Raw genomic sequence first — 12,450 nt, 5'->3', positions numbered from 1 at the left:
CGCCTCGGGCAATTCGCCCGCCAGCGCCGCGAGCCGCAGCCAGAAGCGCGACGCCACTGCCGGGTCGCCGCCGCTCCGTATCGCGCGCGTCACCACCACCTCGCGCGCCGCGAAGGCGCCCGCGAAATCATGCGCCGCCGCGCCCTGCTGGCGTTCGGGCGCCGCGAGCCCGAGCATCCGCCGGATACCCGGCGCGAGCCACGGGTCGGGGCTCTGCTGCTGCGGCCAGCGGCCTTCGTCGAGCCCGCCGAGGATCATTACGTCGGCGCGTTGCAACCGCGCTTCGAGCAACCCCCAGATGAACAGACGCGGATGCCCGCCATAGGGCGGCCGGACGCTCTCGCCCGACAGAAGATCGGTGAGCATCGCGGGGAAGTCGGCGGGCGCGACGAGCGCCGGGCCATCGCCCTTCGCCAGCGCCCAGCGGTCGAACAATTCGGATAGCGCGCGCCCGGCATGCCCCGTCCATGCGCCCTCCCCGGTCAGCCAGCCGAGCGCCGTCTGCAACGCGCCGAGCAGGACCGAAGGCGGCGCGGGAACGCCCGCCGCGAAGGGCGCAAGCGCGGTGCCCAAACCTCCGACGACATCCGCCCACCAGTCGCCGCTCGCCTCTGCTTCGGCATGGCCACGCGATTTCGAATCGGCGGCGCGTTCGGCGATCCGCGCCGTCACCCCGTCCCAACCCGGCACCAGCCCCGGCCCGCGCAGCACCAGGTCGAGCCGCCGCACCTGATCGAGCCAGCCCAGCCGCGCCTCGCCCGCGCGAACGAGCGGATGACCGAGCAGCGCCACCAGCCGCACCGGATCGAACGCCGCGGCAAATTCGGCGAGCGCGAGCAGCAGCGCCCCCGGCGGCGTCTGCCCGAGCGGCTGCCCCGCGCTGTCGTCTACCGAAATATCCCAGCGCGCGAGCGCCGCTGCAACGCGCGTCGCAAGCGCGCGGTCGGGGGTCACCAGCGCCGCGGTGCGCGCGGACGTTTCGAGCGCATGGCGCATCATCAGCGCGATCCCCTGCGCCTCCTGTCCGTCGTCGGCGAAGACTGCGGCGGTGACCCCGGCAATCCCCGGGCCCAAATCCCCCGCCTGCTGCCAGCGCGCGGTATAGGCGGCGGGCGCGAACAGCAGCGAGGTGAAAGACGCACGCGCTTCGGGACCATCGAACTCGGAAACGGCGTCCCACGACTGCACCTCGTCGCGCGACACGCCCATGCGGCCCAACAGCAGCTTCAGATGATATTGCGGATGCGTTTCGAGCGGGCGCTCCCCCGGCTTTTCGGGATCGGCCTTCACCGGCCCGAGCGCATCCCATTCCTCGCCCGCCATGCCGAGGTCGAGCCCCGGCAGCACGACCATGCCTTGCGGCAAATCGGCGACGGTGCGCAGCAACCGCGCGATAGCAGGCGCCGCCGTCGTAACACCCGCCGCCACCACAAAGCGCGCGGGCGGCGCGATACGCCATCCCTTGCTCACCCGGCCGAGCAGCCGATTGCGGCGATCGGCGCGGTCGATATGCCCCGTCGCCGCGAGCAGCTTCGGCCATTGGTCGACAAGCAACGACAGCCGCCGCCACGACGCCTGCCAATGCCCCGCCAGATCGCCGAGCGCGCTTTCGATATCGGCAAGCCGCGCGGGCGCGACTTCCTCATAATGCAACTGGTCGATCACGCGTCCCAGCCCCTCGGCGAGCTGGAACGCCGCGGCGCCGGTGATCGGCTCTTCGCCCGCCGGATTATGCTTCTCGATCAGCCCCGCGAGCATCAACCGCCGCTTCAGCGCGTCGATCGCGGGCGGGATCGCATCGCTCTCGTCGATCGGATCGAGCGCAAGCGCCACCGATTCATCGAGGTCGGCGTCGCCGATCACCGCGAGCCGCGGCATCAGCAACCCCGTGCCGCCCGCGCGCACGAACGCCGCCTGCACCGCGCTGCGCGCACGATTGCTCGGCAGCACGACCAAACCCTGTGCCAGCCCCAGCGCACCGTCAGCGTAGCGCGCGATCAATCCGGCGGCGAGCGCGTCGGCGAAGGCCCGCTGGACGGGAATGGAAAAGACGGTGGGTTTGGCGTCAGCCATCCGTCAGCGCGGCTTCGGTCGGCGCGATGCTCGCCGGGGTGCCGACGTCGAACCATTGTCCCATGTGCGACAGGCCATAGAGGCGCCCCGCCGCAATCGCGCGATCCCACAGGATATTGGTCGAAAATGCCCCTTCGGGCGCGTTGTCGAGCAGGCGCGGCGAGATGAGCTGGATGCCGGTGTAGACAAAGGGCGCGATCCGCCCCGGCTTGCGGCGCGACAGCTTGCCGTCTCCATCCATATGGAAATCGCCGCGCCCGCCATGCCCCGTCGCGCTCGCCTGCCGGATCAGCAGCAGCAGCGCGTCCATCTTGTCGCCATCCCAGTGACGCGCGAGGTGGCGGATGCTGTCCTGCGGCCCGTCGGTCCAGATATTGTCGCTGTTGACGATCAGGATCGGATCGCCGCTAAGCTGCGGCAGCGCTTTGACCATCCCGCCGCCGGTTTCCAGCAGCTGGTCGCGCTCGTCCGAAATCGCGATGCTGAAGCTGCGCTTCTGCGACGCGAGATGCGCTTCGAGCGCGTCGGCGAGATAATGGACGTTGACGACGACATGCTCGATCCCCGCCGCCTCGATCCGGTCGAGGCTGTGATCGATCAGCGCCTTGCCCGCGACGCGCACCAGCGGTTTCGGACGCGTCGCGGTGAGCGGGCGCATCCGCTTGCCGATCCCGGCCGCCATCACCATTGCGCTCTCGATCTTCATGCTCACAACCAAATCTCCGCCCGTTTCTTGGGAGGCACATTGGCGTCGAACCATTGCCGGACAGGGACAAGCGCGGGATGTGCAAGATCGCGTTCGAGCAGACCCCACATGCGCGGCTGGAAGCTCTTGTAATGCGGCTTGTTGTCGCGCTTCCACAGGCGGACGAAGACGCCGAGGATGCGCGTGTTGCGCTGCGCTGCGAGCGCCCAATAGGCGTTCTCGATGTCCTGCCCCGTCGCTTGCATATAGCGCGCGAGCATCGCCGTCTCGACCGCCGGGCTCACATCGCGCCGCGCATCCTCGAGCACCGAGGCGAGGTCGTAGGCGGGATGCCCGACCAGCGCGTCCTGGAAATCGAGCAGGCCATAATGCGCGATGCCGTCCTTGCCCGGCACCAGCATGATATTTTCGGCATGATAGTCGCGCAGCACGGTAACGCGCGGCAAGCCGTCACGCTCGACCGGCGTCAGCACCTCGGCCCATGCGGCGCGAAACGCGTCGCGGTCGACCTCGATGTCGAAGGCAGGGCAATACCAGTCGCTGAACAGCATCACCTCGTCGAGCCATTGCTCGAGCCCGTGCACCGGAAGCCCGGCCATCGGCGGCCGCGCGTGGAGGTGGACAAGCAGGTCGGTCACCCCGGCATAATAACCCGCCTCGGTATCCGGCGCCGCATCGACCGTCTCGCGCAGCCGCACGTCGCCGAAATCATCGATCAGCAGCAGGCCTTGTTCCAGATCGCGCGCGAGGATCGTCGGCGCGGTCAGCCCCTGTTCGCAGAGGAATTCGGCGACCGCGATAAACGGCCGCGGATCCTCGTGCGGCGGCGGCGCATCCATCAGCACCGCCTTTCGGTCGCCGTCGACGATCCGGAAATAGCGGCGGAAGGACGCGTCGCCGGCGAGCGGCAAAATCTGGGCGTCGCCCCAGCCATGCGCGGCAAGGAACGCCGGGGCATGGGTGGGCGGAATCATCGGAGCGGCCATCTTGCTCCCCAAGCGGGCGGCACTGTCGCTGTCAAGACGCGCGCGTCGCCCGCACCCGAAATCCTGAGCAGCAGCGCGTCGGGCCAGCCTTCGTCGCCCAGCCGTTCGGGCCATTCGATCAGCAGTGCGCCGTCATAGAGATAATCGTCGAGACCCAGCTCGATCAGCTCGTCGCTATCTTCGATGCGATAGAGATCGACATGCGCCACGGCCAAATCGACCTCGGGCGGCGCGTAGGGCTGGACGATCGCAAAGGTCGGGCTCGGTGCCTCGCCTGCGAGCCCGCGCGCCTTCAGCATCGCACGCGCCAGCGTCGTCTTGCCCGCGCCAAGGCCGCCCGACAGCAACACGACGTCGCCCGCGATCAGCGCCATCCCGATCGCAGTGCCGATCCGCTCGGCATCGTCCAAGCCGTAGTTGCGGGTAAAAACCGTCATGCGCCGCGGGGCAGGCTGATCCGCACGAGCGTGCCCTGGCCTTGCTCGCTCACGACTTCCATCGTCCCGCCATGCGCCGCGACGAGCTGACGCGCGAGCGCAAGGCCGATGCCCCCTGTCGCGGTCCCCGCCTGCTGCCCCTTGGCGACCGCGGCCGCCGCCTCGGGCATGCCCGGCCCGTTATCCGACACGATGATGTCGATGCCGCGTACATCACCGTCGGCGTGGAGCAGCACGCGCGCGCCCGATTTCCGGGACGGTGCGGTGAAGCGCACCGCATTGTCGAGCAGCCCCGCGACGAGGCGCGACAGCCGCGGCGCGTCGCCGTCGATGCTGCCGAGGTTCGCCGAGATATTGCCGACGAGTTCGACCTTCTCGCCGTCGGCAAGGGGTTTGGCGTTGGCGAGGGCGTCTTCGAGAAGCGCGCGGATATCGACCGGTGCGCGCTCGACCACAAGCGTTCCCGCCTCGCCCTGCGCGAGATCGAGCACATTGTCGATCTGGCGGGAGAGCACCGCGACCGAATCCATGATCGCATCGATATAAACGCGCTGCTGATCGCCGAGTTTGCCGGCATAGCCCGCCTGCAGCATCTCGCCGAAACCGCCGATCGAGGTGAGCGGCGTGCGGAGTTCATAACTCATCCGCGACAGGAAGGCGGTCTTGGCCTTGTCGGCCGCCTCAAGCGCCTCGTTGCGCTCGCGCAGCGCCCCTTCCATCTTTCGGCTCGCAGTGATGTCGAGCATGATGAGCAGTGCATTGCCGTCGGGCAGCGGGATCGACGCGAAGTCGAAATGGCGCCCGTCGGCGAAGCGGACCTCGCCGACACGCTGTTGCCGTTCCAGCGTCGCGGCGCGGATCACTTCCTGGACGATGCTGATCTGGTTCGGCTTCGCGAGCCGGTCGGCAAGCCCGCCCATCAGCGCATCGACGCGCGGATGCGCCGCGAGCGTCGGCTCGTCGATGCCCCACAGGCGGCGGAAACGCTGGTTCCACAGATGCAGCCGCCCGTCGGGCGCGAACACCGCCACCGCCTCGAACAGATTGTCGAAGGTCGCGGTGCGCACGCGCAGCAACGTGTCGCGCGCACCCGCAAGCTGTACCTGCTCGGTCTTGTCCTCGGCGATCAGCAGCAGCCCGCCATCGGGGGTCGGCTGCGCCACGACATGGAGGTGCGTGCCGTCGCGCAGCAGCCAGTCCTCTTCGCTTGCGCCGGGTTGCGCGAACCAGTCGACATGGACCTGCCGCCATTCGGGATAGTTGCGCACCTCGGGCGTCCGCCCGCGTTCGCGCCAGGCATCGAGCAGCCGCGCGAACGGCAACGCCTCGGCGACATCGTCGGACTCGATCCCGAACAGGCGGCGAAACGGCAGGTTTGCGAAATTGAGCCCCTGATCCGGACCGAATTGCGCGACCGCCGCCGATAGCCGGTCGAGCAATTCGCGCTGGGTATCGACGAAGCGGCGATGCGCGCCGCGTTCGGTTTCGAGTTCCTGGATGTCGATCGCATAGCCCGCGATCCCGATCACGCGGCCGCCTTGCGGTGCCAGCGGCACGTCGACGACGCGCATGATTCGGCGTTCACCCTCGATCGTCACCGGGATCGTGCGCACCTGCGCCGCCCCCGCGATGCGCGCTTCGTCGGCGGCTTCGGCTGCGCTCACGCCGGCCACGGCCTCGCACAATTCGACCCCGCCATCGATCACCGCGACCGCGCTCTTCGCCTCGACCGCGCGGACATAGGCGGTGTTGACGAGCGCGAGATGAAGGTCGGTGTCGCGAAACCACATCGGGAACGGCGCAGCTTCGATCAGCCCCGACAGGGCTTCGAACGCCGCCATCGCCTCGTCACGTTCGCTGCGCGCGTGCGCCAGCGCCCGCTGCCCGTCGGTCGCGTCACTCAACCAGAGCAGCACCCCGCCCGGCCCGCCGACCGCGTTCGGCGCCGCGGCGCCGTGGATGATGATCGCCCGGTCGCCGCCTTCGGGCTTCAGGCTCAGCGTGAAGGGCTTCGCGCCGCGCTGCGCGCCGAGGATCGCCTGCCGCAGCGCATCATGGCCCGCCGCGTCGAGCCCGCTGCCCAACCCGCGCAGTTCGTCGAAATTGCGCGGTCCTTGGCTGAGCCCCAACCAGCGGCCGAGCCGCTCGCTCGCCTCGATCCGCCAGTCGGCGCGGACGATGACGGGAAGCTGGGGCGAGGCTTCGACAAGGCTTGCGAGCCGTTCGGCCTGCCCCGCGACGAATGCCGAGCGCCGCTGCATCGCGATCCCGCGCACGGTCGCCCAAAACCCGGCGAGCAGCCAGAACGCGGCGAACAGGCCCAGCGCGAACAATGCCCCCGATGATAACATCATGGCCATTGCACCGATCGGGCAGGAAGATTGGGGCAATCGCCGGACAGCATCCTGCTGCCACTATCGACTGTGTCGCACCGATTCAATCGTCCGGCGCCGAAGTGTCGCGCGGGCGCGCGCAGCGGTGACCGCCGGTGATGCGTGTCCTGTCTTTCGTCGAAATCCGCTTGACTTGAGATGGGGGCTTTGAAACCCTTGAAATATCCGCATTTTAGGCCGAACCTGCGGGTGTTGGGATATGGGTCGGCCGATAATTTACAAGGTCCATGGGACAGAATGTGATCTGACAAAACCGGGGAACTGACATGCAAAATCACGATGGAACCGCATCGCAGTCGCGACGGAATCTGGGTCTGGCCGGCGTCTCGGCCATGGCGATCATGCTGGCAACGCCGGCCTATGCGCAAACCGAGGAAGCCCAGCCCGCACCCGCCGACGAAACGGTCGACGACACCAGTCCCGGCGAAGCGATCGTCGTCACCGGTTCGCGCATTCGCAGGCCCAATCTCGAATCCTCGGTGCCGATCACCTCGATTTCGGGCGACGAATTCTTCCAGACCGGCAAGACGTCGGTCGGCGACGTACTCAACGAACTGCCGGCGCTTCGCAGCACCTTCAGCCAGTCGAATTCCAGCCGCTTCCTCGGCACCGCAGGCCTGAACCTGCTGGACCTTCGCGGCCTGGGCACCCAGCGCACACTGGTGCTGCAAAATGGCCGCCGCCATATTGCGGGCGACATTCTGAGCAACGCCGTTTCGCCCGACGTGAATACGATCCCGACCGACCTGATCGAACGCGTCGACATCGTGACGGGCGGCAATTCGGCGATCTACGGGTCGGACGCGATTGCGGGCGTGGTCAATTTCATCCTGAAGGACGATTATCAAGGCGTCCAGCTTCGCGCCCAAGGCGGTGGCAGCAAATATGGCGACGCCGGCTCCTATTATGTCAGCGCACTAGCGGGTACGAACTTCGCCGATGACCGCGGCAATGTCGCGGTCAATTTCGAATATGCGCATCAAGAGGATTTCTACGCTGCGGGTCGCCCGAATCTGCGCAACCAGCAGGGTTTCATCCAGGTCGACTCCGACGACGCCGATGCCCCGAACGGCAGCGACGGCACGCCCGATCGCCTTTTCTATAACGACATTCGCAGCGGGCTTTACACCAACGGCGGATCGTTCCTGTCCTATCTGGGCGGCGATTTTTATTCGCCCTATCTTTTCCAGCCCGACGGCACGCTGATCCCGCAGACCGGCGAGCTCGTCGGCCTGCCGCCCTTCGGCAGCTATATCGGCGGCAATGGCGACAATTTCCGCGACGGCACCCAGTTCGGCCTGTCGCCAAGGCTCGACCGCTATTCGGCGAACCTCATCGCCCATTTCGAGGTGAGTGAAGCCTTCGTCCCCTTTGTCGAGGCGAAATATGTGCGAACCAAATCGCTCGGCAACGCGAGCGGCCCCTTCTTCTTCAACGGCGGCGTCACCGGCTCGCCGCGCGAAGTCTTTTTCACCGACAATCCCTATCTGAACGAACAGGCCAAAGGGATCATTCGCGACTATTATGGCATCGGCCCCGATGAAGACACGGCTTTCACGTTCCTCAAGAATGCGGTCGACCTCAGCAACCGCGAGGAATCGGCTACCCGCGAAACCTATCGCATCGTCGGCGGCGTCCGCGGGACGTTCAACGACGACTGGGGTTATGAAATCTCGGCGAACTACGGCGAGTTCCGCGAAAAAACCCGGATCCTGGGCAACGTCAACCTGCAGCGGTTCCTGCTCGCGATCGACGCGGTTGATCAGGGTCTGGTTCAGAACGGCGTCGCCAACGGCAATATTGTCTGCCGCGCCAGCATCGATCCCGCGGCGCGCATCGCGCTGGAGACAGCGGCGAACCCGGCCTATGCCGCAGCCCAGCTCGCCAACGACGTCGCGCAATGCCAGCCCGCCAACTTCTTCGGCTCGGGCAATATTTCGGACGCCGCCCGCAATTACATGCTCCAGGACAGCTTCGCGCGCGGGAAGATCACCCAGCTCGTACTGAGCGGGTCGATGTCGGGCGATACGAGCCAGTGGTTCGAGCTGCCCGGCGGCCCGATCGGCTTCGCGATCGGCGCCGAATATCGCCGCGAAACCGCGAAATATGACCAGGACGAAGCGACGGCAGCCGGCATGACCTTCTATAATGCCATCCCGACCTTCGATCCGCCGTCGTTCGAGGTGAAGGAGCTGTTCGGCGAACTGCGCATTCCGCTCCTCAAGGAAACGCCCTTCTTTGAAGAGCTGACGCTGACCGGCGCGGGCCGTATCGCCGATTACAAGGGCGCGACGGGGACAGTCTATTCCTACAACGCCGGCGTGGATTGGGCGCCCATCGGCGACATTCGCTTCCGGGCGAATTATTCGCGCGCAGTGCGCGCCCCCAATCTGGTCGACCTGTACACGCCGCTTGGTCAGAATTTTGCTCCGCCACCCGTCGATCCGTGCGCGCTCGATTCGATCGGGGAAGGTTCGGCAACGCGCGAAGCCAATTGCCGTGCCGATGGCGTGCCCGTCGGCTATAATTTCCAGTACCAGTCGTCGCTTCCCTTCCTGTCGGGCGGCAACCCCGAACTGCGCGAGGAAACGTCGGATTCCTATACGATCGGTGGCGTCGTCCAGCCGCGCTTTCTGCCGGGCCTCTCGCTCTCGGTCGATTATTACAAGATCGTCGTGAACGACGTGATCTCCGCACCGTCGGCGCAGGCGATCATCGACACCTGTTACGACGCGTCGGACCTCGACAACCAGTTCTGCGACCTCTTCGAGCGCGCCGGGCCGGGCGGCGGCCCGCGCGGCGAGATCGAGGGCCAGATCCTGGAAAACAGCCTCGACGTCGTTCCGCTCAACTATGCGAAGCTGAAAGTACGCGGCATCGACTTCGAGCTCGGCTATCGCCGCAGCCTCGGCAGCATCGGCGATGTCAGCACGCGCCTCATCTACACCCGCGTGCTCCAGAACGACAGCTACCTCGACCCGACCGACCCCGGCTTTGCCGATCAGATCCTGTACGAACTCGGCGACCCGCGCGACGCGTTCAACTGGAACTTCGACCTCAAGACCGGCCCGTTCACCATCGGGTACAAGATGCGCTACATCGGCAAGATGGTCCTGAACCAATATGAGGATTTCTTCAGCAAACAGGGCCGAGATCCGGAAAATGCCGATTATGCCGACAGGCGATTCTACAAGGCGGTCATGTATCACGATGTCCGCCTGGACTTCGCGGCAGGGGATAAGTTCAACCTCTATGCGGGCGTGGACAATGTCACAAACCGCCTGCCCCCGCTGGGTCTGACCGGTGCCGGGGGCGGCAGCGGCATCTACAACAATATCGGCCGCTTCTTCTACGCGGGCGCCGTCGCGAAGTTCTAAACCGACTTCAGCGCGAAAACAGAGAGGGCCGGAGCGCATGCTTCGGCCTTTTCTGGCGGCGGAACGCGCGCCCTTCCGTGCCGCAGGGTCATTCCCCTTGATCTTTCGATGCCACCCCAGCCATCATGGCGCGATGAGTGATGCGGCACGTTCGGGCAGCCTCGATGCGGCATTGGCGCAGGGCGAACGGCTGCTCGGCCGCGACCCCGATGCCGCGCTGGCGCAGGCCCGCGAGATATTGAAGGTCAACGCCGGCCAGCGCGACGCGCTCTGGCTTGCCGGCGCTGCGCTGCGAGCCACCGGACGCGCAGCCGAAGCGGCCGCGCTGGAACAGGCTGCGATCGATGCCAGCGGACGGGATGCCGCGCTGGTGCACGCCGGCGCCGCGATCACGGCGGGCCGCGTGCGCGAAGCCGAACACATCCTGCGCCCGCTGGTGCAAGCCCGGCCGCGCGATGCCGTCGCCGTCCGTATGCTGGCAGAAATCGCGATGCAGCTGGGCATCTATGCCGAGGCCGAAGCAGGCCTGCGCCGCGCGCTGGCGATCGCGCCGGGCTTTGCCGACGCGCGCGCGGCGCTGGCTACCGCGCTTTTGCACCAGAATCGTCCGGTCGAGGCACTGGACGAGCTCGACATCCTGCTCGCCGCCGATCCCGGCGATGTACGCACCACGGCCGCCAAGGCGCAGATGCTCGGCCAGATCGGCGAATATGCGGCGGCGATCGGCTGCTACGAGCAGTTGCTGCATATCCGCGACGATGCGCCCGAAGCGTGGCTCGGCTATGGAAATATTCTCAAGACGGTCGGCCGCGAGGCCGACGCCGTCGCCGCCTATCGCCGCGCGCTGGCGCTGGCGCCGGCATTCGGCGAAGCCTGGTGGAGCCTCGCCAACCTCAAGACGACGGGCTTCGACACCCAGGACGTCGCGGCGATGGAGGCCGCCGTCGCCGATCCCCGCGCCCGGCCGCGCGACCGCATACACCTGCATTTCGCCCTGGGCGAGGCCTATGAGGCGACTGCCGCGTTCGAGCCGTCCTTTTCGCATTATGCCGAAGCGAACCGGCTGCGCCGCCGGTCGCTGGATCACAACGCCGACGCGCTGTCGCGCCAGGTATCGAGCAGCATCGCGCTTTATACCCCCGCCTTCTTCGCCGAGCGCCACGGGTGGGGCTGCGCGTCGGCCGCGCCGATTTTCATTCTCGGCATGCCGCGCGCCGGCTCGACGCTGATCGAACAGATATTGTCGAGCCACTCCGCAGTCGAAGGCACCGCCGAACTGCCCGACATCGCGTTGCTCGTGCAAAAAATGATGATCGACCGGCCGGGGCGCTCGCCGCTTGCCTATCCCGGGATCACGACCCGGCTCGATGCCGATGCGGCGCGTGCCTATGGCGAGGAATATCTGGCGGGCACGCGGTTGCACCGCAAGGCGGGCACGCCCCATTTCATTGACAAAATGCCGAACAACTGGCTCGACACCGGCTTCATCCATCTGATCCTGCCCCATGCGAAGATCATCGATGCGCGGCGGAACCCGCTCGATTGCTGCTTCTCGAACTTCAAGCAGCATTTCGCGCGCGGCCAGGCCTTCTCCTATTCGCTCGCCGATATGGGGCGCTATTATCGCGACTATGTCCGGCTGATGGACCATTTCGATCAGGTGCTGCCGGGCCGCGTCCACCGCGTGATCCACGAAGAGCTGATCGCCGATCCCGAACGCGAAATCAGGCGGCTGCTGGAAGCGCTTGATCTGCCTTTCGAGGAGGTGTGCCTGCGTTTCCATGAAAACAGCCGCCCGGTCCGCACTGCAAGTTCGCAGCAGGTGCGCCGGCCGATCAATCGCGACGGGGTCGAACGCTGGCGCGCCTATGACCGCTGGCTTGGCCCACTCAAGGACGCACTCGGCGATCTGGCGTAGGAACGGCAACGGCCCGCCCCTCGGATGAGGGGCGGGCCGTGTCGCTTCCCCGCCAGGGGAAAGGTCAGTAGCGGTAATGGTCGGGCTTGAACGGGCCTTCGACCGGCACGCCGATATAGTCGGCCTGCTTCTGGGAAAGCTGGCTCAGCTTCACGCCCAGCTTGTCGAGGTGCAGCGCCGCGACCTTTTCGTCGAGATGCTTGGGCAGAACGTACACGTCGTTCTTATACTGCTCGCTGCGCGTCCACAGTTCGATCTGCGCCAGCGTCTGGTTGGTGAAGCTCGCCGACATCACAAAGCTCGGATGACCCGTCGCGTTGCCGAGGTTCACGAGGCGGCCCTTCGACAGAATGATGATCTGCTTGCCATCCGGGAATTCGACCAGGTCGACCTGCGGCTTGACTTCGGTCCACTTGTAGTTGGCGAGCGCCGCGATCTGGATCTCGCTGTCGAAGTGGCCGATGTTGCAGACGATCGCCATATTCTTCATCGCCGCCATATGTTCGGCGGTGATGACGTCGGCGTTGCCCGTCGCGGTGACAAAGATGTCCGACCGCTTG

Annotated in this window: 8 protein-coding genes; 2 read left to right on the top strand and 6 right to left on the bottom strand. The window is 66.4% G+C overall.

Features of this window, described 5'->3' with window-relative positions; all coding sequences use genetic code 11:
• From addB to VJ811_RS08480, 5 genes are all read right to left on the bottom strand, one after another.
• On the bottom strand, positions 1-2,073 hold a 2,073-nt coding region (gene addB / locus VJ811_RS08500), incomplete at its 3' end, for a double-strand break repair protein AddB (protein WP_324071835.1).
• A complete protein-coding gene (locus VJ811_RS08495) occupies positions 2,066-2,779 on the bottom strand; it encodes a nucleotidyltransferase family protein (RefSeq protein WP_324071837.1) in 714 nt (237 codons plus the stop codon). The genes VJ811_RS08495 and addB, both read right to left, overlap by 8 nt.
• 2 nt (positions 2,780-2,781) lie before the next feature.
• Positions 2,782-3,753: an aminoglycoside phosphotransferase family protein gene (locus VJ811_RS08490; protein ID WP_324071836.1), complete on the bottom strand. Its 972-nt coding sequence runs from the start codon at positions 3,751-3,753 to the stop codon at positions 2,782-2,784.
• Complete coding sequence (tsaE, locus tag VJ811_RS08485) at positions 3,750-4,202, bottom strand: tRNA (adenosine(37)-N6)-threonylcarbamoyltransferase complex ATPase subunit type 1 TsaE (RefSeq protein ID WP_324071834.1); 453 nt, start codon at positions 4,200-4,202, stop codon at positions 3,750-3,752. The genes VJ811_RS08490 and tsaE overlap by 4 nt, the downstream gene beginning before the upstream one ends.
• On the bottom strand, positions 4,199-6,556 hold the full coding sequence (locus VJ811_RS08480) for a PAS domain-containing sensor histidine kinase (protein ID WP_414711924.1): 2,358 nt from the start codon (positions 6,554-6,556) through the stop codon (positions 4,199-4,201). The genes tsaE and VJ811_RS08480 overlap by 4 nt, the downstream gene beginning before the upstream one ends.
• Positions 6,557-6,861: 305 nt before the next feature.
• Here VJ811_RS08480 and VJ811_RS08475 point away from each other — a divergent pair, with 305 nt between their 5' ends.
• The gene (locus VJ811_RS08475) at positions 6,862-9,972 is read left to right on the top strand and encodes a TonB-dependent receptor domain-containing protein (RefSeq protein WP_324071832.1); all 3,111 of its coding nucleotides are present in this window, start codon (positions 6,862-6,864) and stop codon (positions 9,970-9,972) included.
• A 133-nt stretch (positions 9,973-10,105) separates the two neighbouring features.
• Positions 10,106-11,890: a tetratricopeptide repeat-containing sulfotransferase family protein gene (locus VJ811_RS08470; protein ID WP_324071831.1), complete on the top strand. Its 1,785-nt coding sequence runs from the start codon at positions 10,106-10,108 to the stop codon at positions 11,888-11,890.
• A 64-nt stretch (positions 11,891-11,954) separates the two neighbouring features.
• On the opposite strand, the gene VJ811_RS08465 is transcribed toward VJ811_RS08470, so the two are convergent.
• A partial coding sequence (locus VJ811_RS08465; RefSeq protein ID WP_324071830.1) for an adenosylhomocysteinase occupies positions 11,955-12,450 on the bottom strand: 496 nt, incomplete at its 5' end.

It is taken from the genome of Sphingopyxis sp. (genome assembly GCF_035250425.1).
Taxonomy (GTDB): Bacteria; Pseudomonadota; Alphaproteobacteria; order Sphingomonadales; family Sphingomonadaceae; genus Sphingopyxis.
This window is presented reverse-complemented; position numbering and strand designations above follow the sequence as displayed.

What these genes read in the sequence shown, in the direction of transcription:
- VJ811_RS08495 (WP_324071837.1), bottom strand. Translation starts at nt 2,779, where the DNA reads ATGAAGATCGAGAGCGCAATGGTGATGGCGGCCGGGATCGGCAAGCGG.
- VJ811_RS08490 (WP_324071836.1), bottom strand. Translation starts at nt 3,753, where the DNA reads ATGATTCCGCCCACCCATGCCCCGGCGTTCCTTGCCGCGCATGGCTGG.
- VJ811_RS08470 (WP_324071831.1), top strand. Translation starts at nt 10,106, where the DNA reads ATGAGTGATGCGGCACGTTCGGGCAGCCTCGATGCGGCATTGGCGCAG.
- tsaE (WP_324071834.1), bottom strand. Translation starts at nt 4,202, where the DNA reads ATGACGGTTTTTACCCGCAACTACGGCTTGGACGATGCCGAGCGGATC.
- VJ811_RS08480 (WP_414711924.1), bottom strand. Translation starts at nt 6,556, where the DNA reads ATGATGTTATCATCGGGGGCATTGTTCGCGCTGGGCCTGTTCGCCGCG.
- VJ811_RS08475 (WP_324071832.1), top strand. Translation starts at nt 6,862, where the DNA reads ATGCAAAATCACGATGGAACCGCATCGCAGTCGCGACGGAATCTGGGT.